At 61.2% G+C, this 26,515-nt stretch carries 21 protein-coding genes; 5 read left to right on the top strand and 16 right to left on the bottom strand.

Annotated features, from left to right (window positions below):
• Positions 1 to 156: 156 nt before the first annotated feature.
• The 4 genes from AACW30_RS06370 to AACW30_RS06385 are packed head-to-tail and all read left to right on the top strand — an operon-like array spanning position 157 to position 4,917.
• Positions 157 to 1,668 carry an efflux transporter outer membrane subunit gene (locus AACW30_RS06370; RefSeq protein ID WP_200624530.1) on the top strand — a complete coding sequence of 504 codons (1,512 nt, stop codon included), beginning with the start codon at positions 157 to 159 and terminating at the stop codon, positions 1,666 to 1,668.
• Positions 1,669 to 1,678: 10 nt separating this feature from the next.
• The gene (locus AACW30_RS06375; protein WP_169368258.1) at positions 1,679 to 3,856 is read left to right on the top strand and encodes an FUSC family protein; all 2,178 of its coding nucleotides are present in this window, start codon (positions 1,679 to 1,681) and stop codon (positions 3,854 to 3,856) included.
• Positions 3,846 to 4,046 (top strand): DUF1656 domain-containing protein, encoded by a 201-nt coding sequence (locus AACW30_RS06380; protein ID WP_106579544.1) that lies wholly within the window; start codon positions 3,846 to 3,848, stop codon positions 4,044 to 4,046. The genes AACW30_RS06375 and AACW30_RS06380 overlap by 11 nt, the downstream gene beginning before the upstream one ends.
• Before the next feature lie 10 nt (positions 4,047 to 4,056).
• Positions 4,057 to 4,917: an efflux RND transporter periplasmic adaptor subunit gene (locus AACW30_RS06385; RefSeq protein ID WP_106579543.1), complete on the top strand. Its 861-nt coding sequence runs from the start codon at positions 4,057 to 4,059 to the stop codon at positions 4,915 to 4,917.
• A 119-nt stretch (positions 4,918 to 5,036) separates the two neighbouring features.
• Here the strand turns inward: AACW30_RS06385 and AACW30_RS06390 are convergent, their stop codons facing one another.
• Positions 5,037 to 5,438 (bottom strand): nuclear transport factor 2 family protein, encoded by a 402-nt coding sequence (locus AACW30_RS06390; protein WP_119738417.1) that lies wholly within the window; start codon positions 5,436 to 5,438, stop codon positions 5,037 to 5,039.
• Complete coding sequence (locus AACW30_RS06395; protein WP_200624531.1) at positions 5,431 to 6,618, bottom strand: MFS transporter; 1,188 nt, start codon at positions 6,616 to 6,618, stop codon at positions 5,431 to 5,433. The genes AACW30_RS06390 and AACW30_RS06395 overlap by 8 nt, the downstream gene beginning before the upstream one ends.
• A gap of 111 nt (positions 6,619 to 6,729) precedes the next feature.
• Between AACW30_RS06395 and AACW30_RS06400 the strand changes: the two genes are divergently transcribed.
• A complete protein-coding gene (locus AACW30_RS06400; protein WP_169368261.1) occupies positions 6,730 to 7,587 on the top strand; it encodes a LysR family transcriptional regulator in 858 nt (285 codons plus the stop codon).
• On the opposite strand, the gene AACW30_RS06405 is transcribed toward AACW30_RS06400, so the two are convergent.
• The 14 genes from AACW30_RS06405 to AACW30_RS06470 all read right to left on the bottom strand — a co-directional run bounded on the left by AACW30_RS06405 (position 7,584) and on the right by AACW30_RS06470 (position 25,848).
• Positions 7,584 to 8,396, bottom strand: a complete 813-nt coding sequence (locus tag AACW30_RS06405) for an SDR family oxidoreductase (protein ID WP_119738424.1) — start codon at positions 8,394 to 8,396, stop codon at positions 7,584 to 7,586. The genes AACW30_RS06400 and AACW30_RS06405 overlap by 4 nt on opposite strands.
• A 14-nt stretch (positions 8,397 to 8,410) precedes the next feature.
• Positions 8,411 to 8,875 carry a multidrug transporter gene (locus tag AACW30_RS06410; RefSeq protein WP_106579538.1) on the bottom strand — a complete coding sequence of 155 codons (465 nt, stop codon included), beginning with the start codon at positions 8,873 to 8,875 and terminating at the stop codon, positions 8,411 to 8,413.
• A 494-nt stretch (positions 8,876 to 9,369) separates the two neighbouring features.
• Positions 9,370 to 10,821 carry a mannose-1-phosphate guanylyltransferase/mannose-6-phosphate isomerase gene (locus AACW30_RS06415; RefSeq protein ID WP_106579536.1) on the bottom strand — a complete coding sequence of 484 codons (1,452 nt, stop codon included), beginning with the start codon at positions 10,819 to 10,821 and terminating at the stop codon, positions 9,370 to 9,372.
• Between the two features lie 173 nt (positions 10,822 to 10,994).
• On the bottom strand, positions 10,995 to 11,651 hold the full coding sequence (locus AACW30_RS06420) for an alginate O-acetyltransferase AlgF (protein WP_053254501.1): 657 nt from the start codon (positions 11,649 to 11,651) through the stop codon (positions 10,995 to 10,997).
• Positions 11,652 to 11,667: 16 nt separating this feature from the next.
• Positions 11,668 to 12,852 (bottom strand): alginate O-acetyltransferase, encoded by a 1,185-nt coding sequence (locus tag AACW30_RS06425; protein WP_200624532.1) that lies wholly within the window; start codon positions 12,850 to 12,852, stop codon positions 11,668 to 11,670.
• 12 nt (positions 12,853 to 12,864) lie between these two features.
• Positions 12,865 to 14,397 carry an MBOAT family O-acyltransferase gene (locus AACW30_RS06430; RefSeq protein WP_106579534.1) on the bottom strand — a complete coding sequence of 511 codons (1,533 nt, stop codon included), beginning with the start codon at positions 14,395 to 14,397 and terminating at the stop codon, positions 12,865 to 12,867.
• A 216-nt stretch (positions 14,398 to 14,613) separates the two neighbouring features.
• Positions 14,614 to 15,723 carry a mannuronate-specific alginate lyase gene (locus tag AACW30_RS06435; RefSeq protein ID WP_119738432.1) on the bottom strand — a complete coding sequence of 370 codons (1,110 nt, stop codon included), beginning with the start codon at positions 15,721 to 15,723 and terminating at the stop codon, positions 14,614 to 14,616.
• 8 nt (positions 15,724 to 15,731) lie between these two features.
• Positions 15,732 to 17,180 carry an alginate O-acetyltransferase gene (locus AACW30_RS06440; protein ID WP_106579582.1) on the bottom strand — a complete coding sequence of 483 codons (1,449 nt, stop codon included), beginning with the start codon at positions 17,178 to 17,180 and terminating at the stop codon, positions 15,732 to 15,734.
• Between the two features lie 11 nt (positions 17,181 to 17,191).
• Positions 17,192 to 18,766: a mannuronan 5-epimerase AlgG gene (gene algG / locus AACW30_RS06445; RefSeq protein WP_124416479.1), complete on the bottom strand. Its 1,575-nt coding sequence runs from the start codon at positions 18,764 to 18,766 to the stop codon at positions 17,192 to 17,194.
• Complete coding sequence (locus AACW30_RS06450) at positions 18,766 to 20,253, bottom strand: alginate export family protein (protein WP_119738436.1); 1,488 nt, start codon at positions 20,251 to 20,253, stop codon at positions 18,766 to 18,768. The genes algG and AACW30_RS06450 overlap by 1 nt, the downstream gene beginning before the upstream one ends.
• On the bottom strand, positions 20,250 to 21,677 hold the full coding sequence (algK, locus tag AACW30_RS06455; RefSeq protein ID WP_234452619.1) for an alginate biosynthesis TPR repeat lipoprotein AlgK: 1,428 nt from the start codon (positions 21,675 to 21,677) through the stop codon (positions 20,250 to 20,252). The genes AACW30_RS06450 and algK overlap by 4 nt, the downstream gene beginning before the upstream one ends.
• A gap of 86 nt (positions 21,678 to 21,763) precedes the next feature.
• Positions 21,764 to 22,930 carry an alginate biosynthesis protein Alg44 gene (locus AACW30_RS06460; RefSeq protein WP_106579530.1) on the bottom strand — a complete coding sequence of 389 codons (1,167 nt, stop codon included), beginning with the start codon at positions 22,928 to 22,930 and terminating at the stop codon, positions 21,764 to 21,766.
• A gap of 36 nt (positions 22,931 to 22,966) precedes the next feature.
• Positions 22,967 to 24,448, bottom strand: coding sequence for a mannuronan synthase (gene alg8, locus AACW30_RS06465; RefSeq protein ID WP_164487910.1), 1,482 nt, complete (start codon positions 24,446 to 24,448; stop codon positions 22,967 to 22,969).
• 83 nt (positions 24,449 to 24,531) lie between these two features.
• On the bottom strand, positions 24,532 to 25,848 hold the full coding sequence (locus AACW30_RS06470; RefSeq protein ID WP_106579580.1) for a nucleotide sugar dehydrogenase: 1,317 nt from the start codon (positions 25,846 to 25,848) through the stop codon (positions 24,532 to 24,534).
• Between the last annotated feature and the right edge of the window lie 667 nt (positions 25,849 to 26,515).

Here is a 26,515-nt window from a genome sequence, read left to right on the forward strand (position 1 = left end):
TTGTGACAGAAAGTTACGCCGTCCAGTGATCCCTACCAACGGATTATCGCCTGAACGGTAACAAAGATTCACAGGAATGCCAGCTTATCGTTCCCCATGCCGCCCCCTAGAATTGCGCCACCTCTTGCGCAACACTACCTCAGGAATACGCTTGCCGTGCCGCGTCACATCATCAGAGAGCTGAAGACTCTCAGTGTTTGGGCCTTATCGTTAGCAATCAGCGGCTGCATCGGAACCGGAGGAATCGCCCCCCAAGGCCAGGCCCTCAACGCCAATAACCTGGCCACCGACCAAGCCATCCAGAGTGCCGCCCACGACGCCCACTGGCCCACCACGCAATGGTGGCAAGCCTATGGCGATCCGCAACTCAATCAGTGGGTGCAACGTGCCACGCAAAACAGCCCGAGCCTGGCCATGGCCGCCGCGCGGGTGCGTGAGGCGCGGGCCATGGCCGGCATTGCCGAGTCGGCTGAGTCGTTGCAGATCAACAGTGACACCACCCTCAAACGCCACAACTGGCCGAAGGATCAGTTCTACGGCCCCGGCGAGTTGAGCGGAACAACCACCTGGGACAACAATTCGTCCCTGGGCCTGAGCTATGCCCTTGACCTGTGGGGCCGCGAAAGCAACGCCAGCGAACGCGCCGTCGACCTGGCGCATATGAGCGCCGCCGAAGCGCGCCAGGCCCAGCTCGAATTGCAGAACAACGTGGTGCGCGCCTACATCCAGTTGTCGTTGCATTACGCCAACCGCGACATCGTCGCCGCCACCCTGGCCCAGCAACAGCAGATTCTCGACTTGGCCAATAAACGCCTGAACGCCGGGATCGGCACGCACTTCGACGTCAGCCAGGCCGAAACGCCGTTGCCGGAGACCCATCGCCAGCTCGACGCGCTGGACGAGGAAATCGCCCTGAGCCGTAACCAGTTGGCTGCCTTGGCGGGCAAAGGTCCGGGCGAGGGCGCGCAACTGCAACGCCCGAGTTTGTCCCTCGCCGCGCCGCTGAAATTACCGTCGAGCTTGCCGGCGCAATTGCTCGGTCAGCGCCCGGACGTGGTCGCCAGCCGCTGGCAAGTCGCCGCGCAAGCGCGTGGCATCGATGTGGCGCATGCCGGGTTCTATCCCAACGTCGACTTGGTCGGCAGCCTCGGCTACATGGCGACCGGCGGCGCCATGCTGGGGTTTCTCAGTGGCGAGAAACTCAACTACAACGTCGGCCCGGCGATCACCTTGCCGATCTTCGACGGCGGTCGTTTGCGTGGGCAACTGGGCGAAGCCAGCGCCGGTTATGACCTGGCCGTGGCCAAGTACAACCAGACGCTGGTCAACGCGCTCAAGGGCATCAGCGACCAGTTGATCCGTCGCGAATCGATGGACAAGCAAGCGTCCTTCGCTGCGCAGTCCGTGGCCTCTGCGCAGAAAACCTACGACATCGCGATGATCGCCTACCAGCGCGGCCTCACCGATTACCTCAACGTGCTGAACGCCCAGACCTTGCTGTTCCGCCAGCAGCAAATCGAGCAACAGGTGCAGGCCGCACGCCTGAGTGCCCACGCCGAACTGGTCACCGCCCTGGGCGGCGGGCTCGGCGCCGGCAACGATGTGCCGCCAGACACCAGGACCCTCCCGAGCAAAACCCCGGCGGCGCTTGCCGTGTTTGATCACTGAGTAGGATTTGATGACGCCCTTGCCTGCACCGCTGCGCTGGTTGCACTCCCTGGAGTGGCGCCGTGGTTTTTTCGACTGGGCACGCAGCGATGGCGTGACCTGGGTCTATATCTTCAAGGTGCTGATCGCCGCGTTCCTCACACTGTGGCTGGCGATGCGCCTGGAACTGCCGCAACCGCGCACCGCGATGATCACTGTGTTTATCGTGATGCAACCGCAGAGCGGCCAGGTCTTCGCCAAGAGTTTTTACCGCTTCCTGGGCACCCTGACGGGGTCGGCGGTGATGGTCTTGTTGATCGCTTTGTTTGCGCAGAACACCGAATTGTTCCTCGGCGCGTTGGCGATCTGGGTGGGCATTTGCACGGCCGGTGCGACGCGTAATCGCAACTTTCGCGCCTATGGGTTTGTGCTGGCGGGTTACACCGCGGCGATGGTGGGTTTGCCCGCGCTGGCGCACCCGGACGGGGCCTTTATGGCGGCGGTGTGGCGGGTGCTGGAAATCTCTTTGGGAATACTGTGCTCGACGTTGGTCAGCGCCGCGATCCTGCCGCAAACCAGCAGCGCCGCGATGCGCAACGCCTTGTACCAGCGCTTCGGCGTGTTCGCGCTGTTTGTCACCGACGGCCTGCGTGGGCGCAGCCAGCGTGAAGGGTTCGAGGCCAGCAATGTGCGCTTTATCGCCGAGGCCGTGGGCCTGGAAGGGCTGCGCAGCGTTACCGTATTTGAAGACCCGCACATGCGGCGGCGCAATGGCCGGTTGAGTCGCCTCAACAGCGAATTCATGAGCATCACCACGCGCTTCAACGCCTTGCACCAGTTGCTTGAGCGGCTGCGCACGGATGCAGCCGATCACGTTGCCGCGGCCATCAAGCCCGGCCTGCAAGACCTGGCCGAAGTCCTTGACGGTTTCTCCGGCCGTGCGCTCACCAGCCCCGACGCGGCGCGCCTGGTCAATCAATTGAGCGCCTATAAGGATGGACTGCCCGCCAAGGTGCGCAGCCTGCGTGCGAATTTTCAGCAGGGCAATCCGAGCGAAGCCGAGCAGCTGGATTTTCATACCGCCTACGAGTTGCTTTACCGCTTTGTCGATGACCTGCACAACTACGCGCAGACCCACGCATCACTGGCCGATCACAGCCATGAGCGCGAGCGATGGAGCGAAGCCTACACGCCGAAAACCAACTGGCTGGCCTGCGCCGCTTCAGGGATTCGTGCGTCCTTTATCCTGATCGTGCTGGGCAGTTACTGGGTGGCCACCGCCTGGCCCAGCGGCGCGACCATGACCCTGATCGCCGCCGCCACCGTCGGCCTGTCCGCCGCCACGCCCAACCCGAAACGCATGGCCTTCCAGATGGCTTGCGGCACCTTGATCGGCGCGTTGGTGGGCTTCGTCGAAATGTTCTTTGTGTTCCCGTGGATCGACGGCTTCCCGCTGCTGTGCATGATGCTTGCGCCGGTGATTATCTTCGGTTCGTTCCTCGCCTCCCGCCCGCGATACGCCGGCGTCGGCGTAGGCTTGCTGATCTTTTTCAGCACCGGCTCGGTGCCGGACAACCTCACGGTCTACAACCCTTACAGCTTTATCAATGACTACATCGCCATGGTCATTGGCATGCTGGTGTGCGCGGCAGCTGGCGCGATTATCCTGCCGCCGAACAGCCGCTGGTTATGGCGCCGCCTGGAACAGGATCTGCGTGAGCAGGTGGTGTACGCCATCAGCGGCAAGCTCAAGGGTCTGGCGTCGAGTTTTGAAAGCCGCACCCGCGACCTGCTGCACCAGGCCTACGGCCTCGCCGTCGGCCAGCCAAACGTGCAACGCGACTTGCTGCGCTGGATGTTCGTGGTGCTGGAAGTCGGCCACGCGATCATCGAGTTGCGCAAGGAGCAGGCGATATTGCCGGTGCACCCGGCGTATGCCGAGTCGCAACCCTGGCGCCAGGCGATCCGCGTGATGGGCCGCTCGCTGGTGCGGCTGTTCCTGCAACCAAGCGCCAGCAACCTGGAGCGCGGGTTGATTGCCGTCGACCATGCGATCAGCCGCGTGCAAGCCACCGATGAACCCTTCGCCCCGCACTTCGACACCTCGGCGTTGCGCCGGGTGAAAAGCTACCTGCACTTTATCCGTACGTCGTTGCTGGACCCGCAATCGCCCCTGGCTGCCCTCAAAGGATCCCCGAATGCCTCGTGAAATCGCATTCCACGGCATTTACATGCCGACCATGACCCTGATGTTTTTTATCGCCGCAGGGCTGGCCTGGGCCTTGGACCGCTTCCTGGCCGGGTTCGACCTGTACCGTTTTTTCTGGCACCCGGCGTTGCTGCGCCTGAGCCTGTTCGTCTGCTTGTTCGGCGCCCTGGCGCTGACCGTCTACCGTTGAGAATGCCCCGATGAAAAAGTTTTTCAGCCTGCTCGCGACCTTGCTGGTACTGGCTTTGGCGATCTGGATTGGCCGCACGCTGTGGGTGCACTACATGGAGACCCCGTGGACCCGCGACGGTCGTGTGCGCGCCGACATCATCAACGTGGCGGCCGACGTCACCGGTGAAGTGGTGGAGGTGCCGGTGCGTGACAACCAGTTGGTGAAGAAGGGCGACCTGCTGATGCAGATCGACCCCGAGCACTACCGCATCGCGGTCAAGCAGGCGCAGTCGCTGGTGGCTTCGCGCAAGGCCACGTGGGAGATGCGCAAGGTCAACGCGCACCGCCGCGCCGACCTCGACGCCCTGGTGATCTCCAAGGAAAACCGCGACGACGCGAGCAACATCGCCGACTCGGCGTTGGCCGATTACCAACACGCGCTGGCGCAGTTGGAAGCGGCTGAGCTGAATTTGAAACGCACTCAAGTGGTGGCGGCGGTGGACGGCTACGTCACCAACCTCAACGTGCACCGGGGCGATTACGCGCGCATCGGCGAAGCAAAAATGGCCGTGGTCGATATGAATTCGTTCTGGGTGTATGGCTTCTTTGAAGAAACCAAGCTGCCCCACGTCAAAGTTGGTGATGAGGCCGATATGCAATTGATGAGTGGCGAGACGCTCAAGGGGCACGTGGAAAGCATCTCGCGCGGCATCTACGACCGCGATAACCCCGAGAGCCGCGAACTGATCGCCGATGTGAACCCGACCTTCAACTGGGTGCGCCTGGCCCAGCGCGTGCCGGTGCGCATTCACATTGATGAAGTGCCCGACGGCGTGCTGTTGGCGGCGGGCATTACTTGCACCGTCATCGTCAACCCAACGCAACACTAACGGCCGGAGCAGGCTTATGTGGGAGCGGGCTTGCTCGCGAAGACGGAGTGTCAGTTGAAGCAAGTGTTGACTGTTCCACCGCCTTCGCGAGCAAGCCCGCTCCCATAGTTTTGACCCTGTTAAGCCTTGATAAAGGTTTCGTGCAGATGGCGCCACAGCAAGGCGCCACTGGCCTGCTTTTCGAACACCACGGTGGCGCGTCGATCAGTCTGCGTGCCGCTGTCATCGATCTGGTGTTCGCGGTAGGTCACCGTGGCGCCGCGTGCATGGCGGTCGATCCCGGTCATCTCGCTCAAGGTGATTTTCAAGCCCGGGCGCATACCGCCAAGGCGGGTAAACAGTGCCTTCACCCCGGCCGCATTTACCCGCGTACCGGTGGCGGGCGCGATCATGCTGAAGTCGGGTGAGAAGCGCGCCAGCAACGTTTGCAGTGTGCCTTCAGGCGCAACGCCGGCAAACCATTGCTCGATCTCGACATGGGTCTGGATCACTTCTTCAAAAAAATCGCTGTAATCAATCATGGCTGGGCTCGTTGGCTGGGTGAAGCAGTGTCCGTACTCTGGAAGCGTCCAGGCGCAGCACTGCAAAAAGGGGCAGCAGTGTCAGGGCTGCCGCTATCGTGAAGGTTATGGCGAAGGAATCCAAGGCCGACAACAGCGCACTGAGCGCCGCCGCGCCGAGGCAAAAGCTCACTTGCCGATTGATGTTCCACAGGGCGCTGGCATGGCCCATGCGTTCTGCGGGTATGTCGAGAAACGCCAGCGTCTGCGCGGTGCTGCTGCACAAGCTGCCACCCAGGCCCATCAAGGCATAGGCCGCAATCACCCAGGCGGGTTGGTTGAGCAACAGGATGCCGATGCATTGCAACGCCATGCCCGCCAGCAGCAAGGGTTTGGGGCCGCAGCGGTTAAACAGTGTTTTGCTCAGGAAAATCGCCAGCGCCGACGCCAGTGCCCACGGCAGCATCAGCGCGCCGGTCTGCGTGGCGTCATAGCCGAGGCCGCGCAGGTAGAGGATGGCGATCAGGCTGGTACCGATAAAGACGCCGGGGATGAACAGATAGACCAACATCGCCACGCGCAGCATCGGGCTACGGATCTGCTTGAAGATGCTGCCCACGTCCAGGGCCGGGCGCTCCGTGGCAGGCGCGTCAGGTTTTATCCACAGCAGTGCCAGCAGCAAAGTGATCAACGCCAGCGGCAGGTTGGCATAGAAGATCCAGCGCCACGACAGGCTGTCGACAATCAACCCGCCAAGGGCCGGCGACAGCGCCGGCACCAGCAGCGCCACTGACATCACCCGCGCCGTCAACTGGCTGCGTTCTGCCGCTGGAAAGTGCCGGTAGGCCATGGCCTGACCCACGGGAATCAGCAGTCCGCCGCCCAAGCCTTGCAGCGCCCGCCAGCCAATCAGGGTTTGGATCGAACTCGCCTGGCCGACCATCAGCGAAGCCCCCGCGAATAACAGCAGGCTCGCCGCGATCAGCGTTCGCTCGCCCATCAGTGCCGCCAGCCACACGCTCAGGGGAATGATCACGGTCAACCCAAGCATGTAGGCGTTGCTGATCCAGGCCAATTGCGTGACCGAGGCGTGCAGTTCGCGGGCGATGTCCGGGTAGGCGACCGTGGCGACGAACATGTTCACCAGGTCCAGGGCAAAGCCGAATAAAAAGATCCAGGCGACTTTCGAGCGGTAGGTCATGGACGCGATCCTGCGAATGAAGCGCGCAGGGTAGGCCGCCGGCAGGGTTTGGGCTACGCCGGTTTGCCTGTTAGTTTGTCAAAAATATTTTGACAAAGGAGGGCGTGGCCGATGGTCAGCCTGGACCGATTCGACACCTTCAAGGCTGTAGTAGAGGCCGGTTCGCTTACCGCAGCGGCCGATTTGCTGGGCCAGACCCGCGCCGTGGTCAGCTTCAACCTCAAGCGCCTGGAGGCGGAGCTGGGCGTGACCCTGCTGACCCGCAACACCCGCCAACTGGCGCTGACCGATGCCGGCGAGCGCTTTTACCTGCGCTGCACACGCATGCTTGAAGAAGCGCGCCTGGCGGTGGAGGAGGCGCGCTCCGAGCATGCCCAGCTCAAAGGCACGTTGCGCATCACCACCACGGTGGAATACGCGCTGGCAGTGGTTGCTCCGGCGGTGGAAGCCTTTCGCCGCTTGCACCCGGACCTGAACATTCACTTGTCCACCTCCTCGACCCACGCCGATTTGATCTCCGAACGCTTTGATGTGGCGATTCGACTGGGTCGCCTGCTCGACTCCAACCACCGTGCGGTGCAGTTGTCGACCTTTGAGGTGTTTGCAGTGGCGGCGCCCGAGTTTGCCGAGGTGCAAACGCTGGATGCGTTGGAACAGGTGCCCAAGCTGGGCCATGGCCGTTTGACCGAACTGAGCCTGACCGACCCGGCCGGCGGCGAGCATCAATACCGTGCCGGGCCGACTGCGCTGGTGGCCGACAGTGCGGCCGTGCTTCAGGCGTTTGCCGTGCGCGGCCACGGCGTGGCGGTGCTGCCGCAATGGTTGGTGCAGGATGACCTGGCGGCGGGGCGCTTGGTGCGCTTGTTGGCGGACCATCGCTTTGCGCCACAGGGGATCTACGCGATGTACCCGGACACCCGGCATTTGCCGCTCAAGGTGCGGGCGTTTATTGATTTCATGAAAGGCTAGAGCGAGCCCGACAGGCCGAAGCGCTTCTTCAACACTTTTTCCAACAGGGCCTTGGGCACCAGGGCCGCCATCAGTGGCAGCGCCCGACAGCCATTGCCCGCGCGCAGCAGCCTTGGCGGCGTTGACTGTTGCACCGCCTTTAACACCTGCGCCGCGAATTGCTCGGCTGAGGTCGGGTTGTTCTGCGAGGCCTGGGAGCGCGCACGAATGCCTTCGCGCAACGGCCACCATGGCGATTTTTCGTTGATCAACAGCTCGGCCTGGGCGCCGGCGTTTTTCGCAAAGTGCGTGTCGATAGCGCCCGGCTGCACTTCCATCACGCGCACACCAAAGGGCGCCAGCTCCATGCGCAGTGCGTCGCTCAGCGCGTGCACTGCCGCTTTCGAGGCGCAGTAGGCGCCGGCAAACGGTGTCACCAAGACGCCGGAGACACTGCCGATGTTCACCACCAGGCCTTTGGCGCGACGCAGCGCAGGAAACAGCGCCTGGGTCACGCCGACGATGGAAAACACATTGGTTTCGAACTGGCGTTGCATGGCCTCGGTGCCGCCGTCGAGCAGCGGGCCCATGGCGCCATAACCGGCGTTGTTGATCAGCACGTCCAGCCCGCCGATCTGTTCGGCGAGCGCCTTGAGCGCCATGGCGTCGTTGACGTCCAGTTGCACGGCCTTGAAACCGGCGGCAGCCAGGGCGCTGACATCATCAGGCTGGCGGGCGCTGGCCCACACTTCATAGCCTGCGGTTTTGAAGGCATCGGCCAGGGCGCGGCCGATGCCGCTGGAGCAGCCGGTGATCAGTACAGTGGGCATGAATCAATCCTTTGTCAGTCCGAGAAACTGCCTTGCAGGTGCTCGGCGCGAAATTCCAGGGTTTGTGGGCGGTAGCCGGGGCGCAGCGGTGGTGTGGGCAGGCAGTCGTCCCAGGTGGCGCCGGCCTGCAGCTCGCCGGGGCCGCGATAGCGTGGGGCGGCGTAGACATTGTCGGCCAGGTTGACGGAGTCGCCCGGCGCATAGGCTGCAACGCGCCAGCGCAGTTCGGTCAGCGGTACGTCGTTGCCGTTGCTCAGGACCAGTTTGAGCGGTCGATCTGGCGGGCATTCCTGCGGCGCATAGCTGATGCGCAGTTCCAGGCGCGACAGTTGCGAGGCTTCGCGGCTGTCCAGCCACACTACCCAAATCGCCACACAGCCCAGGCCGACGGCGGCCGCCAGCGACACCGGCAACGCCTTGGCCGGGTAGCGCAGCAGCAGGATCAGCCAGGTGATGATCAGGAGAACGCCGAAGAACATGGAGACCACCTCGAATAGGGAACGAGCATCCTAACTTAAGCGTAGGTGGGATTGGCGAGCTTGAGCGGTGTGTTGGTTGGGCGGCCGCCATCGCAGGCAAGCCAGCGCCCACCTTGGACTGCATTCACCAATCAAAAGGTGGGAGGGGGCTTGCCCCCGATGACTGACTGCCTGAGCAAAAGAATCCGCCTGCAATCCTTCGGTGCACGCCCCGACCAAGACCAAACCGTTCTTAGCCCATTGAAGGCTGGTCCCGTTCAGGTAGCTCTGGTGTTCAGTGCATGAGTCTTGGTGTGCTTTCGGACGCCATCGCAGGCAAGCCAGCTCCCACAGTTGACCGGGTACACCCGCTGGAATGCGGTTAACTGTGGGCGCTGGCTTGCCTGCGATGAGGCCTGCACATTCCCCCCAAAACCCACAAAAAAAGCCCCCACCCAACCCACTGCGGATAGGGGACGCAATGGGCTGGATGAGGGCTTCTTTCTACGACTGTTTTACTGCGCGATAGTTTTCACCGACACGCCACGTTCTACCGGGGTGGAGCGTCCGTAGATATCTTCGAACCGCTCGATATCGTCTTCGCCCAGGTAGCTGCCCGATTGCACTTCGATGATTTCCAACGGGATCTTGCCCGGGTTGCGCAGGCGGTGCACCGAGGCGATCGGGATGTAGGTGGACTGGTTCTCGCAGAGCAGGAACACGTTCTCGTCACACGTGACTTCGGCCGTGCCGCTGACCACGATCCAGTGCTCGGCGCGGTGGTGGTGCATTTGCAGGGACAGGCACGCGCCCGGCTTGACCGAGATGTGCTTGACCTGGAAGCGGCCGCCCATGTCCACCGAGTCGTAAGAGCCCCACGGACGATAGACTTCGCAGTGGTTCTGGGTTTCGCTGCGGCCCTGGTCGTTCAGGGTGCTGACCATCTGCTTGACGCCCTGGACCTTGTCCTTGTGGGCAATCATCATCGCGTCCTTGGTTTCCACCACCACGATGTTGTCCAGGCCGATCACCGACACCAGCTTGCCGTTGCCGTGAATCATGCAATTGCGGCTGTCCTGGATCACCACGTCGCCTTTGCTGACGTTACCGTGGACGTCTTTGTCGTTGACCGCCCACAGCGAGGCCCAGCAACCTACATCGCTCCATCCGGCGCTCAGCGGTACCACGCAGGCGCGCTGGGTTTTTTCCATCACGGCGTAGTCGATGGAATTGTCCGGGCAGCAGGCGAAGGTGGCTTCGTCGAAGGTCACGGTGTCGGCGGTCTGCTCGCTGCGTTCCAGGGTCAACAGGCAGGTGTCGTAGATGTCCGGATCGTGTTTTTTCAGCTCTTCGAGGAAGCGGCTGGCGCGGAACAGGAACATGCCGCTGTTCCAGAAGTAACCGCCGCTTTTGACAAACTCGACGGCGCGTTTTTCATTGGGTTTTTCGACAAACTGTTCAACGCGGCTCACGCCTTCGGGCAGCAGCGAATCGTTGGTGGACTTGATGTAGCCATAACCGGTTTCCGGACGGGTGGCCGGTACGCCGAACAGCACCATCTCGCCACGCTCGGCGGCCACGGTGGCCAGGGCCAGGGCGCGTTGCAGGGCTTTCTGGTCGTCGATCACGTGGTCGGCCGGCAGCACCAGCATCAGCTCGTCGCGGCCTTCGTTGACCAGCATCATCGCTGTCAGGGCCACGGCCGGCGCAGTGTTGCGACCGAACGGCTCCATCAGGATGCGCTGGCATTCGAGCTTACGCGTGCTCAGTTGCTCGTTGACGATGAAACGGTGGTCCTTGTTGCAGACCACGATAGGGGAGTCCATGCCTTCGAACACCAGACGCTCCAGGGTTTGCTGGAACAGGGTGTGCTCGCCGGTCAGGGCCAGGAATTGCTTAGGGAACTGTTTACGGGAAAGCGGCCAAAGACGTGAGCCGCTACCACCGGAAAGGATTACTGGAATCATGGGGGTTTCTCCTTGAATCGATTTGGGTCAGAGCTACGAAGGTTTGTCGTTCCACTCTTGTTTTTGTCTCGGTCTCTGTGGGAGCTGGCTTGCCTGCGATGCAGGCAACTCGGTCTGTCAGTGACACCGAGGTGATGCCATCGCGGGCAAGCCCGGCTCCCACAGAGAAATCATTAGCGGGTCGAAACTGGGCGTTTCACCCAGACTGGCGAAATGCTCGAACCCGAGCCGGTGACATACAGCACCGCCGCTTCACCACGTTCCAACGCCACCGGCTTCACATCGCCGACTTTCTTGTCACCGTCATACAACGCCAGGCTCACCTTCACCGGGTTGATTTCGCGCTCGCCACGGCCCTTGGCGGCCACCGACTTGACCACATCGGTCTTACCGTCGGCAGTTTTCAGGGTCAGAGCCTTGTCGCTGAGGTTCTGCACGCGTACCAGGGATTTCTGCTTGTTCTTGAACGGCGGTTCTTCGATCAGCTGGGGCTGGCCGCTGCCGCTGTTGACCAGGGTGTAGTAGTGGTCGGCGGCGAGTTTGACCGGCACGGTCTGGCTGCCGACCTTGGCGCTGTAGTCACCGCCGGGCATGAAGCTGAAATCGCTGCTGGCCAGTGGCGCAACGTCGCTCAGGTTGGTGGCGCCGACGGTGGCGCTGACTTCCTGGTTGCTGGCGTTGTACACACGTACAAAGCTTGAGCCTTTCGGCGCGGTTGGGCCGTAAAGGGCGGCGTCGCCCCCGGCGAAGGCGGACATCGATACGAAGCTCAAGCCGGCAGCAATGGCCAGGGTCTTGGCGAGACGACGCGGAGTAGTAGTGAAAGTCATGTGAGTTACCTCTCTTTCAGTTTTGCGCCCGGTCGGGCGTCTCGGATTTTTGGGTTTTAGCTGGGGTGTTCAGTGCCATGTTCTGTAGGCGCGAACCGGCTTGTTTAAGCTGCGCAACCCACTGCGGGTCGGCATCACCGATTTCGTTGTTGACGGGCAGATAACGTTCAGGGAACTCCCAGATCAGCACCTGTGGCGGGCTGTTCTTGAAGTCGTCGCTTTTGAGGTAGCTGAGCATCGGCAGAATCGGGCCGTGGCCGTCTTCGGAGTAGTTGATGACGTCGCTGTGCAAGGCTTGCTTGAGGGCGCCGACGAAGTTCCAGTTAGGGTTGGCGCTGTAGCTGGTGCCGACCAGTGCCACCGGGGTTTCGCTGTCGCTGAACAGGCCATCGTCGCCCTTGTTTTCAGCCAGGTGGGTGACGCGTTTTTGCAGCGGCTCTTTGGGCGGCATCAGGTTTTCGAACAGCGGGTCCAGCGGCAGGAACAGACGCAGGTCGCCTTTATGCGGCTCGGTTTTTTCGGCTTCGGTGACAAAGCGCTGCGGCTCACCGCTGAGCGGGGCCTTTTCGGTGATCACCTTGGCCAGTTGCTTGGCGGCAATTTCGGCGCCGTCCGGGGTCCAGTGGGTGTCGGTGCGCAGGAACACTTGCGTGCCGCCCAGCTTGGCCTGTTGCAGCGGGCCAAGCAGGTCGGGCGCGATGATCTTGTCGGCGGCGACACGGGCGTGGAAGTCCTCATACAGGTTGGCGTGGATGCTCGCCGGTTTCACTTCGCCCAGGTGTTCCGGGTACAGGCGCACCTTGGCCGGCACAATCGCCATGACCAACTCAATGCCCTGAGCCTTGAGCTTCTGGCGCACGCCTTCGACCAGCGCGTAGTTACCTTGCAGGTTCTGGTCTTCGTTGACGATCGGGTTGAATTCCTCGTCGCTGTACAACCAGTGATCGCGGCCCAGCACCACGCCAGGGCGGCCTTCGTTGAACAGCTTGTAGTCCAGCGCGGCCCACAGGTTGGTGCCGATGCGCTTGATCGGGAACTGGTCGTCGTAGTGCGTCTCGACGGCTTTGGTCCAGCGGCCGTTAAGCACGGTCGCGTCGGCGTTGGTGCTGAAGCTGAAGAAGCTGCGCATCGACCAGGCGCCCAGGGCCAGCAGCACCAGCAGAAACAGCGCGATATAGAGGACGCGGAATGAACGGGTCATGGTCGGCTCCCCTCAGAATTGGAAGTAAAGGAACGGCGAGAAACTCTGCGCCGACAGTTTCAGAATCGACGCCACGAACAGCAGCAGTACAGCGCCGCGCATGGCGTAGCGTGGCCAGTCAGCGGTCCAGTAGGCCGGCTGCACGGCGGCGTCCTGGCCGACAGTGAAACCTGGCTGGTGGATGCTGTCCGGGTTGTCGCCCGGCACGGCCTTGATCAGGCTCGGGTCGGCCGGCTTGGCTTTCTCGGCAGGGCGGTTGGTGTAGAAATCGCGCAGGCCGAAGAACGCCAACGTTGCGTACGCCACCACCAGGGTTGCCACTTGCAGGCCGGTGAGGCTGGCGCGGTTGAGTTCCGACAGCGACCATTCGCCAAAGCTGAACATTGCGCCGTACATACGGCCGGCGACGTGCAGGTTCTCGGAGCGGAAGATCACCCAGCCCATCACCACCAGCAGGAAAGTGAAGGCCCAGCGCACCACGTTGAAGCTGCGCGGCGCGGTGTTGAGGCCGATGGCTTTTTCAATCGCCAGCCACATGCCGTGCCAGGCGCCCCACACGATGTAGGTGATGTTCGCACCGTGCCACAGACCACCGAGCAGCATGGTCAGGAACAGGTTGCGGTAGGTGATCAGCGTGCCTTTGCGGTTGCCGCCCAGGGTGATGTACAGGTAGTCACGCAGCCAGGTGGACAGGCTGATGTGCCAGCGACGCCAGAACTCGGTGATCGACTGGCTGATGTACGGTTGCTTGAAGTTTTCCATGAAGCGAAAACCCATCATCAAGCCCAGGCCGATGGCCATGTCGCTGTAGCCGGAGAAGTCGAAGTACAGCTGCGCGGTGTACGCCAGCGCACCCAGCCAGGCATCGCCCGTGGTGGGGTTTTGCAGGGCGAAGCAATGGTCGGCGACCACCGCCAGGGTGTCGGCGATGAACACCTTCTTGATGAAACCCTGCATGAACCGCGTGCAGCCCTCGGAGAACTTGTCGAGGGTGTGCGTGCGGTTGTTGAACTGGTCGGCCAGGTCGCGAAAGCGCAACACGGGGCCGGCAATCAAGTGCGGGAAGATCGCCACGAACGCCGCAAAGTCGATGAGGTTGCGGGTGGCCGGGGTGTCGCCGCGGTACACGTCGATGATGTAGCTGATGGACTCGAAAATGTAGAACGAGATCCCGATCGGCAACAACACGTGGGTGAGAATGAACGGCTCCAGACCCACCGACTTCATCATCACGTTGATGCTGTCGACGCCGAAGTTGGCGTACTTGAAGTAGCCGAGGATGCACAGGTCGACCGCCACGCCCAACAGCAGCCAGCGCTGGGCCGGCTTGGTGCGCACGCCTGCTGCACCGACCTTGAGGCCGATCCAGTAATTCCACAGCGTTACAGCGGCGAACAGCGCCAGGAAGTCCACTCGCCACCAGGCGTAGAACACGTAGCTGGCAATCAGCAGCAGCAGGTTGCGATAGCGTTGCCCGCTCAAGTAGTACAAGCCGAGAAAGATCGGCAAGAACAGAAACAGGAACACATTGGACGAGAAAACCATCCCGATCTCTCCATGTTTAACAGACAGTCAAGGGCCAGAGCCCCCCCAAACCCCCCCACGATTTCGGGGGAGGCCGTACAACATTGCTACTGACGAAACCGGCTCAAACGGTGGGAGGGGGCTTGTCCCCGATGGCGGTCTAACAGCCGCCATCTGTGTTCAATGACACACTGCTATCGGGGGCAAGCCCCCTCCCACATTTGTAACCGGGTTCCGTCAGATTCCTTTGTTGCCCTTTTCATGCGTCGGGTCGTAGACCTTGGTCAGGTCACCGCCGAGCCGGAAGGTCTTGAACGGCTGCATGCCATGCTTGCGTTCGAGCACATCCGGGGCGCAGGTGTAGAGGGTGCAGAAGGGTTCAAGCCAGGCAAATTTCATGTCTTCCTTGAGGTCCTTCATGTCCTGCTCTTTGCCGTTCTTCTTCTCGAAGATCTCCGGGTCTTTGACCCCGGCCAGCACTTTGTCGCCAAGGCGTTTGAGCGCGCCGTTGTTTTCCTGGCGCAAGTCCACGCCGTTGACCAAGGCAAAGCTTGCGATCATCGACAGCGGCGGCAATGCGTAGTTGTGATACGACAACGCCCGTTGCTGACGCTTCAATTCGTTAGGCAGGAAGCCTTGGTCATCGACCTGGTTGGCGCCGACCTTGTATTCCTTCACCGCCCAATCAAACAGGTCGCGACGGTTGACGGCGACGGACGTCGCCATCACCGACCAGGCGGCCCAGTAGGAGTGGTTGTTGGTTTTTTCCAGCGGCAGGTTGTCCCAATCGCTGACGACCTGGTCGGCCATTTTGCTGAACCAGGCTTCGATCACCTGCGACTCCTGCTGGTGGTTGGCCAACGGGTGCGAGTCGGAGAACTTCAGGCGCACATAGGCCGAGGCCATGCTGCCCAGCGCCCATTTGCGCATGGACTTGCCGGTGTGGTTGAAGTCCTTGGACATCAACGCATCTGCCTTGGCCCAGCTGGTCAGCCAGTTGAGCGTGCATTCGAGCTGCTGCGGACGGCCGTCGCGCATGAACTGCATCACGCGCTTGCTGGTGTCTTTTTCTAGCTTGGTGATGTCGGCAGTGCTGTCGCGAAAGGCTTTTTCGGATTGCACATTCAGGGTGGAACGGGCTTTGTCCGAACCCTCGTACTTGCTGCGAAATTGCAGCGAGCCGGTGTACGGCGCCGGCATGGCGTCGCAGTCATTCTTGAAGTCGCCGGTCTTGAACGCTTCCACCGGGGCGAAATAGCCCTGAGGTGGACGCAGTGGCGCGGCGGCGTTGACTGAACCGGCGAACATCGCCAGGCCCAGCAGCGTTGGAATCAATAACTTCTGCATAGGTAACCTCATTGCCCGGCCGATGCGGTCTGTTGACCACCGGCAGGGAATACGTTGCGTGTGCAAATTTTCGCTTCGACTTTCTGCGCGGCAGCGCCCGCTTCGGGACCCTGCACTTCCACGGCCAGCAAGTTCTGCGAGGCCCAGTCTTCATCGGTGCGCAGTTCAAAGGCGAAACGCCCGTCTGTATCGGATGTTTCGGGTTTCTCGATCTTGATGTCCTCGTGGCGCCCGTTCATGTACCAGAGGGTGGCTTGCAGGGTTTTCACCGACGGGTCGGCGAAGCGGATGTCGACCTGGTGACTGCTGTTACGCAGGTCTTTGTTCGAACTGTTGACCAGCAATTCGTTCTTGCCGGGTTTGAGCGTGGTGCTGGCGCTCATCTGCGCGGTCTTGCCTTCGCAGCCGTTGTCGAGCAGCGACATCATCTGGCGGTAGATGGTCTCCTGGTCGAGGCGGTACAGCGGCGAGAATTCCCAGATCAGAATTTTCGGCGGGGTTTTCTGGAATTCGTCGCTGCCCAGGTACTGGATCATCGAGCCTTCGAGGCCACCGCCGGGGAAGGCGACGTTGAGGATGTCGGCGCCGATTTCCTGTTCCAGGAAGCCGGCGAAGTTGTAGTTCTTGCCGCTGTGGCTGGTGCCGACCAGGGTGATCTGCGGGTTGCCCGAATCGCTGAACAAGTCGCCGTCGCCCGCTTCGCCCTTGGGCTCGGTGGTGAACTGGTCCATGTACTGGATCGCGTAGCTGGTGCCGCACAGTTGCCCGGCCATGTTGTGCAGGGTACCGGTCTTGCCCATGCGTCCGGAGCGCTTGGTTTCGAATTCGCGCTTGGGAATGTCCGCAAACTCAGGCATCGCACGCACTTTGGCACCGACGATTTTCGCGGTGCGCTGGGCACCGTAGGGCGTCCAGTGTTGGTCGCCGCGGAAATAGAAATCGTGGGCCGGCAGTTCATCCGGGAGTTGCTCGTTGGTCAGCGGCGACAGGTCGGGTACCACGTAACCCATCTTGGCGAAACGGCCGAGCATGGTTTTGTAGTTACCCAGTGCCTTGTCGAAATCGAACTTGGCTTTCTCTTCGGGGTTGAGCTTGTTGCGGTTCACCAGGCCACGGGTCGGCTGGTAGACCACCACCAGTTCCACGCCCTTGGCCTTGAACGCATCGTGCAGCTGTTGCATGCGTTTGTAGCCGGCGGGGCTGGTGTCAAATTCGGTGCGCAGGTCTTCCTGGGTACGGAACAGCCAGTCGCCCTGGGCTTGCACCAGGGTGGTGAAGTTCTGCTGATAACGCGTGGTGTAGTTCTTCGCGTCATGGGCCGCGGGGCACAGGCTGCAGCACGGTTCGGCGGTAAAGGTCGGCGCTTTGACGTCATCGGCGCGCACGCCTTGGCTGGCCGCCAGCAGGCCGAGGGTCAGACCCGAGAGGCTCAGCAATTTGATCATGTGTGGGTGCATAAGGGTCATCCTCAGTCCTGCATTTCGGTCTGGCGTTCGACAGGGTCGATCAGCACGGCTTTCTGTTGGCGCACCAACAGGTCGAGAATTTCTTCCTGCCGATCACCCAGCACGCCGTTGAAGCTGATGCCGCTGGATTTGGTCGGCGCCAGCATCGACACGCGGTACAGCTCGACACTCAAGGGCGAGTCGATCGACAGCGGCCCGCTGCCGTTACCGGCCAGTTCACCGCCGACCACGATCAGCGAAACCTTGGCGTCGAACGGGTCGAGCGCGATGTCGCGGTCGGTGTCGGTCAAATCCTTGATGTGGCCGTACACGCCGGTCAGGCCGTTGGCCATCGAGGTGTTTTCGTACAGGCGAATGTTCACGCTGTTACGGATGCGAATGCCGTGGCGACGATTGCTGATCACCTTGTTGCCCCACAGCAGGTTGTCGCCGCTCTCATAGAGCGTGATGCCGTCGGTGTGGTTGCGGTAGATCTCGTTGTCGGCAATCAGGTTGTTCACGCTGTTACGGTCGATCACCAGGCCCGACAACTTGTTGTCGTAGCTGCGGTTGTTGAAGATGAAGCTGTCGTTCACTTCCCGGGAAATGATGATGCCGTGCTTCTTCTTGGTGCCGTAGACGGTGTTGTCCGCAATGATCAGGCCGTGGGAACGGTCGTGCGGGTCAATGCCGTAGACGATGTTGTCTTTGTAGGTATTGCCCTTGAGCACGAAGCCTGTGGTTTCGTAGCAGTAGAAGCCGTACCACATGTCCGAGAACTCGGAATCGACGATCCAGCCGGTCGGCTCAGGGCGCTTGAGCACCTTGGCCATGTTCGGCGTGTACTGGGAAATACTCACCCCGTACGACTTACTGTTGGCGTAGCCGAAGCTCGCCATTTTGCTGTTGGCGACGTAAGTCTCGGTGCCGCCCCAGGCCAGCAGGAACGGGCGAAACTCCTTGGGCGACTGAAACAGCGCCGGGCCATTGGTCTTTTCATTCCAGCCGGTGATCTTTGTGTCACGCACAAACAACTGGCCGTCGTTGATCAGGAACGAACCGGCTTGCTGGGACAGGCGCAGCTCCTGGGTCTTCTTGTCGATTTCCAGAATGCCCTTGCGCCCGACCACGATCGGCAGCTTGGCCAGAAACACACCCGGTGAGGTTTCGCTCAGGTATTGCTTGGGCACTTTGCCGAGCAGGTCCTTGAGGTTCAGGTAGCCGTCGTCGACAAAGATCGCCTGAGGAATGCCGTGCTGGCGCACCACCCATTCGGCCATCTTGTTATCGCCGCCGATAAAGTCCTTCAGCGCGTCTTCCTGCATCATGCGGCGGATGCTGACTTTGCCGGGTTTGCTTCTGACGATCTTCTTTTCCATCGCCGCGGCGGTGTAGCCCGACAGGTCCGGCAGCGCAGGCTTGGCCATTTCCAGCGGCGCGGTCGGCGGGCTGGAGATGGTGTAGGTCTTGGCCTGTTGCAGTTCTTTGGCGATGGTCGGCGCCTTGCCCTGCTGCGGGGTGTCGGCGAAGGCTGTGGCACTGGCCATCAGCATCGCGGCAACCAGCATTTTTTGAGGAATCATTGCGCAGGCTCCCATCAGAACTTCCAGATCACGTCGACAAAGGCGCGATGCATGTACGAGTCGACCTGGCTGCCATACGCGTCACCTGGCTTGAACACACCGGCACGCAAGCGCACCAGGGCCGACGGTTCGTCGATCGACTGGCTCAGCGCCGCCGGCAACAGGCCTTTCTTGAAGTACTTGGTGACCACCAGGTCCATCTCCTGGCCCAGGTCTTTCTTGCCGTCTTCAAGCGGCAGGGAAGTGCTGGACAGGATCGCGCCGGTCACGTCATCGGTGTTGTTCTGCACGGCATCGATGCCGTTGCTGCCCACCGGTTTGTTGCCGTCGACACGCCAGAATTTGTGATAGACCAGGCTGGCGTCATAGTCCTCGCGCAGCTGCCAGGAACCGAACAGGCTCATGGACTGCATGTTGTTCATCTCGCCACGAAACGCCTCGCCGAAGCGGTGCACGCGCGACTGGGTGCCGGTCCAGTTCGAACGGTTGCTTTGCAGGCCGTTCTGCTCGTAGTTGGCACTTGCGCGGGAGTACGCCGCGCCGACTTGCCATTGCGGGTCCAGGCGCAGGCGCACGCCCAGGTCAGTCGCCCAGCCACTCACATCATCGCTGCGCTTGGCCTGGGTGGGGCGGGTGCCGTCGGCGTTGAGTGCGTTGACCGTGTCGCGGTCACCTTTCATGCCGGTGACGCTGGCCCAGTAGTTGACGGTGTTGGTGTTGCGCCAGTTGTAGGCGTCGCTGTTGGCTTCGATGCCGAGCCAGGTCAGGTCGCCGTTTTCGCGCTTGTCCAACGGGTCGGTGGCTACGCCCGGTTCGGCGTAATCGAGCTTGCCGTCATCATGGGTGTGATGACCGCGCAGGCCGATCCACTGCCCCGGCGTCCACTGGTAGGCGGCGTCAGCGTAGAAGTGCTGGCGGTCCTTGTCCTTGGGCGACAGTTCCTTGAGGTCGGTGCGGTATTCGCTGAAGCGTTCGGCAGCGCCGACGTTGGCCTTGAGCAAGGTGGTGTCGAAGGTCCAGTTCAGCGCCTCGATGTTGGTATCGCGCCATTGGCCGTCGTCATTGCGCAGGCGCTGGCGGCCGAACTTGAGGATCTCGCCAGGGTAGGGCGTAAAGCCGCTGTAGCCGACCCAGAACTCGCGCAGCGCCAGGTAGTTCTTTTTGGCTTTGCGGTCGTCGTTGCTCGATTGTTCGGTGGTGTCATCGGAGGACTGTTGCAGCGTGTCGGTCTCGATGATGTCGCTCGACACGACCGCCTGGCCCATGGCGTAGGCGCTCCACGCGCCGCTTTCGCCGTAGACCCACGGGCGCAGGTCAAGGCCGATGCCGTTGACGTCGCCGCCTTTCTGCGTGCCGAGGTCGCGGTCATCTTCCGATTGCGCGGTGGCTTTGACTTCCAGGCCGAAGTTCTTGGCTTCGGTCAGCGCGGCCAGGGTCGGGCACGACCACAGCAGGGCGAAGGTCAGGCCGATGCCGGCCTTGACGAATGGGTTGAGCTTCATAGGGATTCCTCGCCGTCTTCTTCTTGCAGGGCGTGCAGTTGCAGCGTGCTCTGGGCCAGGGTGCCGCGCGCGGCCAGTTCCTGTTGCACCAGGCGTTGGCCTTCGGCGCGTTGCTCTGGCGTGAGCGGGGCTTCTAGCTGCGTGGCCAAGTCATTGGCCTCTGGCGTGTCCTGGGCTTTAGCCAACTGGCTGAAGACGTAGGCGTTCAATGGGTCGGGCTTGGTGCCCTTGCCTTGGGAAAACAATTGCGCGATGGCGAAGTCGGCGCTGTTCTGGCCGTTGCGCGCAGCAGTGAGCAAATGGTCGAGGGCTTTTTGCGAATAGACCTTGCCCAGGTAGCCACGGCGGTAGATCTGGCCGAGGTAGTAATCGGCGGCCACTTCCTTGCCCACGGCTTTCTCGAAATGTGCTTCGGCGGCCTTGGCATCTGCCGGGACCCACTTGCCTTCGTAATAGAGCTTGCCCAGCAACAGCTCGGCGCGCGGCTGGTCGGCGGCGCGGCCGTTGTCCAGGTACTTCATCATTTGATCGACGTCGCCCAGTTCCGGGAAGTCGTAGAGCAGTTGCGCCAGGCTGACCCAGGAAGCGGGGTAGCCGGGGGCGATTTTTTCCAGCAGGGCTTGCGCGGTTTTCTCGTCGGTCTTGCCCAGGGTTGCATCGCCCAACACGCGGGCCACGCTGTCGACACGCTGTGCGGTGACGGTGCCACGGCTGTAGCCGGCTTCCATTTGCTTGAGCAGCTCGGCCTGTTTTTCCGGCTCGGCTTTTTTCTGGTAGACCGTGGCCAGCTCGACGTAGCAGATGTCGGTGGTGTTCAGCGCGGCCTTGCAGATGCGCTCCACGTCATCCAGATGCTGGTCGTAGGTGTCCTGGGTGCGATACAGCAGCACCTGAGCCAAACCTGCTTCCGGGTAACCCGCCGCCTGCCACTTGCTGATCTGTTGCTGGGCATTCACGTTGGGGAAGCTGTGCGGGTATTGCAGGTACAGCATCGCCAGCGGAATCAGGGTATTGCCTTCGCCATTGGCAAAGGCTTTTTTCAGCAGGCCTTCAGCCTCGTGCTGCTCGGCCTCGGTGGCACCGGGCTTGGCGACCAGCAGGCGACCCAGACGGGCCTGGGCGCGTGGCGAGGTATCGGCGGCCGCGCGGTAGGTGGCTTCGGCCTGGCGGATTTGCTCGGGGTCACGGGTGGTCACCTGGATATCGGCCAGGCCCACTTGGGCCTCGCTGTAACCCAGGTCTGCCAGCTGCTGGTAATTTTGCTGGGCGGTGACCGTGTCGCCGCGCTTGAGGGCTTCGTTGGCCAGGCGCTGGTCGGGCAGGCCGGCGCAACCAGTCAAAGAGATCGCCAATGCCAGTGTGCACAGAGATCCAATGTGGGAGCGGGCTTGCTCGCGAAGCAGGCGACGCGGTACATCAGGCATACCGCGCTGATCCCTTCGCGAGCAAGCCCGCTCCCACAAGGATTGTGGAGTAGTCGGAATAGGAGTCGTCACAGGCATGTCCTCGCTTACAGACCGTGAGCCGTGGCTTTATCGATCAGCCAGTTCAGCGATGGGCCGCGGTCGCTGGTCACTTCTACCGGGCGACCGGCGTAGGTGCTGTCCAGCGGCGCATCCGGCTTGATCTGCACGCGGATGTCGGAAGACAGGTCGGCGCTGTTCAGGCTGGTGCTGCTGACGATGGTGCCGGTGCGGATCTGTTCTTCGTCGGCAACCTGGAAGCTCACCGGTGTGCCTGGGCGAACGTCGGCGAACTGGCGGTAGGTGAAGCGCGCTTCCACATTGGCCAGGCTGCCGCGTGGCACCAGTTGGAAGATCACATCGCCTTTGCTGGCGTACTGACCGTCGGCGACCAGTTGCTGGGCAACCACGCAATCGCAAGGCGAGGTCAGGGTGCCGGTCATTTGCTTGCCGAACAGCTCCTCAACCTTGGCCGGTTGCAGTTGGTCTTCGTCCAGATGGCCCTTGAGCACATCGAGCATGCTGGTGCTGAAGGTCGCCAGTGGCGCGCCTTTGGCGGCGACCGCGTCACCTTTGAGCAGGCTTTGCACGGTGCCGTCACGCGGCATGGTCACGTTCATGCCCGGCACGCTGACGAGGCCAGCCTGAGCGTGGCTGACGAAGTACATGCCGTACACCGATTTGAAGATGAAACCGAACGCTGCCAGGCCGACGATGAAGATACCTGCGCTGAACACAACGGCGCGCAGGCGGCCCGCGGCGCTCATGTTGCTGCCGCCGTCCTTGACCTTGCGCGCCTTGGTGAAGTTGTCGCGCTGCAGGGTCGCCAGCACGTCGCCCATGGTCACGATGTCACCGGACAAGTGCGAGGTGATCAGGTGGCGCAGGGTGGAAATATCCTGGGCGTCCAGGTTCTGGAACTGGCAACCGGTGCGGCCGGTCTGGCGGTCATAGGAGCGAATCTGCAGCTCTACGTCCATCGCCAGGCCGAGGTTATCGATGACAAATTGCAGGCGGCCCTTGTGCACTTCACCGACGGTCAACGGCTGAGTGGCGGTGAACGCCAGGCCGCCGGCGGACAGGTCGATCACCCGTGCTTCGGTCTGGGTGCGGTCGGTGTTGAAGAAGCGCAGCTTGGCCGGGATTTTCACCCGGGCATGTTGGCGCTGGGCTTCGGATTCGTGGACAACGTTGGCGTTTACTTGGCTATTCATGGTGTGTAGTTCCTAGTTAATTCAGGCTTGGCAGGGTCAGACCATCATCAGCAACACGGCGACGAAAATGCTGCCGGCGGAGAAGGTCATGGTCCGAGACGACCAGGTGTTGAACCAACGTTGAAAGCTGGCCAAATCGCGGGTCAGTTTGGTGTCCTGGCGGGTCCAGGACTGTTGATCAAGGCGGAAGAACACGTAGATCTTCACCAGCGCGCCCATGATCTGGTTGTAATAGAGAATCACCGGGTAGGCCGGGCCGATCTTGTGGCCGGAGCACGACAGCAGCAGGGTCAGGATCAGGCGGGTGATGCCGATCCACAGCAGGTACGCAAGGATGAATGCGCCGCCGTATTTGAAGGTGGCGATAAAGGCCACCGTCAGGCCAAGCAGGGAGGTCCACATCGACACACGCTGGTCGAACAGCACCACGCTGGTGAACAGGCCGAGTCGGCGTACACCCAGGCCCAGGGCACGGGAGTTCTGGCGCAGGTTGTTGCCGTACCAGCGGAACATCAGCTTGCGGCTGGCTTTGATAAAGCTCTTTTCCGGCGGGTGTTCCACGGTGTTGATCGCGGCGTCCGGCACGTAGAACGTGTCGTAGCCCAGGCGCATCAGGCTGAACCAGCTGGACTTGTCATCGCCGGTCAAAAACTTGAAACGGCCCAGGCGCCAGTGTTGCAGCGAGTCGCTTTCAACGTCGGCGATGAAGCCTGGGTCGGTGACCACGCTGGCACGGAACACCGACATGCGCCCGGTCATGGTCAGCACGCGCTTGGACAGGGCCATGGAGCACATGTTGATGTGGCGTTGGGCGAAGCGCAGCTTGTGCCATTCGCTCATGATGTAGCCGCCGCGCACTTCGCAGAACTCGTTGGTGGTCAGGCCGCCGACATTGCCGAACAGCTGGAACCACGGCACGGTCTTGCGAACCACACCTTCGGCGAGCACGGTGTCGCCATCGATCACCGCAACCACGGCGCGGTCATCCGGCAGGTGGCGGGAGATGGCGCGAAAGCCAAAGGCCAGACCGTCGCGCTTGCCCGTGCCGGCGATGCGCACAAAATCAAGCTTCACGTGGTCCGGCGGGTTCATGCGTTCCCACAGGCTTTTCACCAGCAGCTCATCGCTCATTTCCACCAGCGAGCAGACCACGGTGGTCGGGAAGCCGCATTCGATGGCCTCGCGAATCACCGAGCTGTACACCTGAGCGGTGGTCAGCGCGTCGATACGAAAGCTTGTGACCATCAGGAATACATGGGAGGGGTCGGCGGCTTTGCCCAGCTTGCGCACTTTGCGGCGCAGGTGTGGGTAGACCACGTACAGGAACAGCATGCCGCGAAAGAAATGCGTAGCACCCATCGAGTAGCGCCAGATGCCGACGGCGCCAATCAGGAAAATAAAATTCTTCGACTCGGAGTCGAACGTACTCGCCGGTAACAGCAGGGCGAGTCCCATCAGCAGGCTCAAAAACAACAGCCAGCCGGCGGATTGGAGCAGTACGTGTTTTAACTTGGACATAAGCGTCATCCGAAGGTGAAGAAGGCTCCAGGCTGCAAGCGCTGGGGATTGGTACGCTTGCAGCCCGGAACTTGCTGTTGCTGTTACCAGCAAATGCCTTCGGTGCGGCCGCTCACGCTGGTGGCCTTGGACATGAAGCCCACCAGGTCGACCACTTGCTTGCCGTGTGGTGCGTTATGCGCCAGGGCACGGAATTTCTCGTCGCGGTTGCCAAGGATGATCACGTCGGAGTTGTTGATCACCGCGTCGAAGTCCGAGTTGAGCAGGGACGAAACGTGCGGGATCTTGCCTTCGATGTAGTCTTTGTTCGCGCCGTGAACACGGGCGTATTCGACGTTGCTGTCGTAGATGCTCAGGTCGTAGCCCTTGCCGATCAGCATTTCCGCCAGTTCCACCAGTGGGCTTTCACGCAGGTCATCGGTGCCGGCCTTGAAGCTCAGGCCCAGCAGGGCGACTTTGCGCTTGTCGTGGCTTTCGACGATGTCGAAGGCGTTCTGCACCTGGGATTCGTTGCTGCGCATCAGCGAGTTGAGCAGCGGCGCTTCCACGTCCAGGGAGCCTGCGCGGTAGGTCAGGGCGCGTACGTCCTTGGGCAGGCACGAACCGCCGAACGCGAAGCCCGGGCGCATGTAGTACTGGGACAGGTTGAGGGTTTTGTCCTGGCAGACCACTTCCATCACTTCGCGACCATCGACGCCGACGGCCTTGGCGATGTTGCCGATTTCGTTGGCGAAGGTCACCTTGGTGGCGTGCCACACGTTGCAGGTGTACTTGATCATTTCGGCAACGGCGATGTCCTTGCGGATGATCGGCGCGTCGAGTTCCTCGTACAGCGACTGCAGGACATCGCCGGAGGCTTTGTCGAACTCGCCGATGACGGTCATCGGTGGCAGGTCGTAGTCGGCGATGGCGGTGGATTCACGCAGGAATTCCGGGTTGACCGCAACACCGAAGTCGACGCCGGCTTTCTTGCCGGAGCAGTCTTCGAGGATCGGGATCACCACATTGGCCACGGTGCCCGGCAATACGGTGCTGCGGACCACGATGGTGTGGCGGGTGGTTTTGTCACGCAGGACAAAACCGATCTCGCGGCATACCGATTCGATGTAGTTGAGTTCCAGGTCGCCGTTTTTCTTGCTGGGCGTGCCCACGCAGATCATCGACAAGTCGGTATCGCGGATGGCCTCGGCGAAATTGGTCGTGCCGCGCAGCCGCCCGGTCTCGATACCCTGGCTCAGCAGTTCGCCCAGACCCGGTTCAACGATTGGCGATTTGCCCGCATTGATCAGGTCAATCTTTTCCTTGGAGATGTCCACGCCGACCACTTCGTGGCCACGGGCAGACAGGCAACCGGCACACACTGCGCCAACGTAACCCAAACCAAATATGCTGATGCGCATCGCATTTACCTCTTTGTCATTGAAGACGATATTAATCATGCCAATTAGATGGCCGGAGTTCATGTTTGCAAGCGTCACTGATGCCGCGAAAGTTGGGCGAATAGACGCCGACTTGCCGCGTACAGGCATGTTGAATAACGAGTGACTAACTATTGCACTCAAGTTGTGCGAAACGTGGCCTTGTTATTGGGGCTTGCCCTGTAATGCAGCCGGCCTTCCTGGGAGAAGGGCCTGGCGCCAGTGCCGCAGAGCCTTGATAGAGGCTGTAAGCCTTTAAGTATCAATGCCTTGGGTGGTCTCACTGACCCATTAGGGGAAGCTGAGCCTTGGCCTTATAGTGGGTGGCAATGCATCCTTATCGCCGCGCTTAACTAATCGGTTTGTAATATGACCCCTGAGTCAAAGTTAAATGTGACAACTTTGCTACTTCCGTTGGTCGCCATGTAAGTCATCTCTTACAGCAACAGAGAATTTCGTTACCGGTGGTATGAGCGGTGCTTTAGGGTGAAGTTCCTGGCCACTCATCCTGTTTTCGGAAATTTCTTGAAATATTAGAAAAGATGGCACTGGTACTATATTGATAGCACTTGCTATTTGGGCCAGTAGTTACAGGTAGTTGGCACGAAGGGATAGTTTTGTGCCACTAGTGTTTTAAAAAAGTGGTGCC

It is taken from the genome of Pseudomonas sp. MF6747 (assembly GCF_963890955.1).
Classification (GTDB): Bacteria; Pseudomonadota; Gammaproteobacteria; order Pseudomonadales; family Pseudomonadaceae; genus Aquipseudomonas.

Excerpts from the sequence above, each read along its gene's own strand:
- AACW30_RS06375 (WP_169368258.1), top strand. The coding sequence starts at position 1,679 with ATGACGCCCTTGCCTGCACCGCTGCGCTGGTTGCACTCCCTGGAGTGG.
- AACW30_RS06380 (WP_106579544.1), top strand. The coding sequence starts at position 3,846 with ATGCCTCGTGAAATCGCATTCCACGGCATTTACATGCCGACCATGACC.
- AACW30_RS06385 (WP_106579543.1), top strand. The coding sequence starts at position 4,057 with ATGAAAAAGTTTTTCAGCCTGCTCGCGACCTTGCTGGTACTGGCTTTG.
- AACW30_RS06390 (WP_119738417.1), bottom strand. The coding sequence starts at position 5,438 with ATGATTGATTACAGCGATTTTTTTGAAGAAGTGATCCAGACCCATGTC.
- AACW30_RS06395 (WP_200624531.1), bottom strand. The coding sequence starts at position 6,618 with ATGACCTACCGCTCGAAAGTCGCCTGGATCTTTTTATTCGGCTTTGCC.
- AACW30_RS06400 (WP_169368261.1), top strand. The coding sequence starts at position 6,730 with ATGGTCAGCCTGGACCGATTCGACACCTTCAAGGCTGTAGTAGAGGCC.
- AACW30_RS06405 (WP_119738424.1), bottom strand. The coding sequence starts at position 8,396 with ATGCCCACTGTACTGATCACCGGCTGCTCCAGCGGCATCGGCCGCGCC.
- AACW30_RS06410 (WP_106579538.1), bottom strand. The coding sequence starts at position 8,875 with ATGTTCTTCGGCGTTCTCCTGATCATCACCTGGCTGATCCTGCTGCTG.
- AACW30_RS06415 (WP_106579536.1), bottom strand. The coding sequence starts at position 10,821 with ATGATTCCAGTAATCCTTTCCGGTGGTAGCGGCTCACGTCTTTGGCCG.
- AACW30_RS06420 (WP_053254501.1), bottom strand. The coding sequence starts at position 11,651 with ATGACTTTCACTACTACTCCGCGTCGTCTCGCCAAGACCCTGGCCATT.
- AACW30_RS06425 (WP_200624532.1), bottom strand. The coding sequence starts at position 12,852 with ATGACCCGTTCATTCCGCGTCCTCTATATCGCGCTGTTTCTGCTGGTG.
- AACW30_RS06430 (WP_106579534.1), bottom strand. The coding sequence starts at position 14,397 with ATGGTTTTCTCGTCCAATGTGTTCCTGTTTCTGTTCTTGCCGATCTTT.
- AACW30_RS06435 (WP_119738432.1), bottom strand. The coding sequence starts at position 15,723 with ATGCAGAAGTTATTGATTCCAACGCTGCTGGGCCTGGCGATGTTCGCC.
- AACW30_RS06440 (WP_106579582.1), bottom strand. The coding sequence starts at position 17,180 with ATGCACCCACACATGATCAAATTGCTGAGCCTCTCGGGTCTGACCCTC.
- algG (WP_124416479.1), bottom strand. The coding sequence starts at position 18,766 with ATGGGAGCCTGCGCAATGATTCCTCAAAAAATGCTGGTTGCCGCGATG.
- AACW30_RS06450 (WP_119738436.1), bottom strand. The coding sequence starts at position 20,253 with ATGAAGCTCAACCCATTCGTCAAGGCCGGCATCGGCCTGACCTTCGCC.
- algK (WP_234452619.1), bottom strand. The coding sequence starts at position 21,677 with ATGCCTGATGTACCGCGTCGCCTGCTTCGCGAGCAAGCCCGCTCCCAC.
- AACW30_RS06460 (WP_106579530.1), bottom strand. The coding sequence starts at position 22,930 with ATGAATAGCCAAGTAAACGCCAACGTTGTCCACGAATCCGAAGCCCAG.
- alg8 (WP_164487910.1), bottom strand. The coding sequence starts at position 24,448 with ATGTCCAAGTTAAAACACGTACTGCTCCAATCCGCCGGCTGGCTGTTG.
- AACW30_RS06470 (WP_106579580.1), bottom strand. The coding sequence starts at position 25,848 with ATGCGCATCAGCATATTTGGTTTGGGTTACGTTGGCGCAGTGTGTGCC.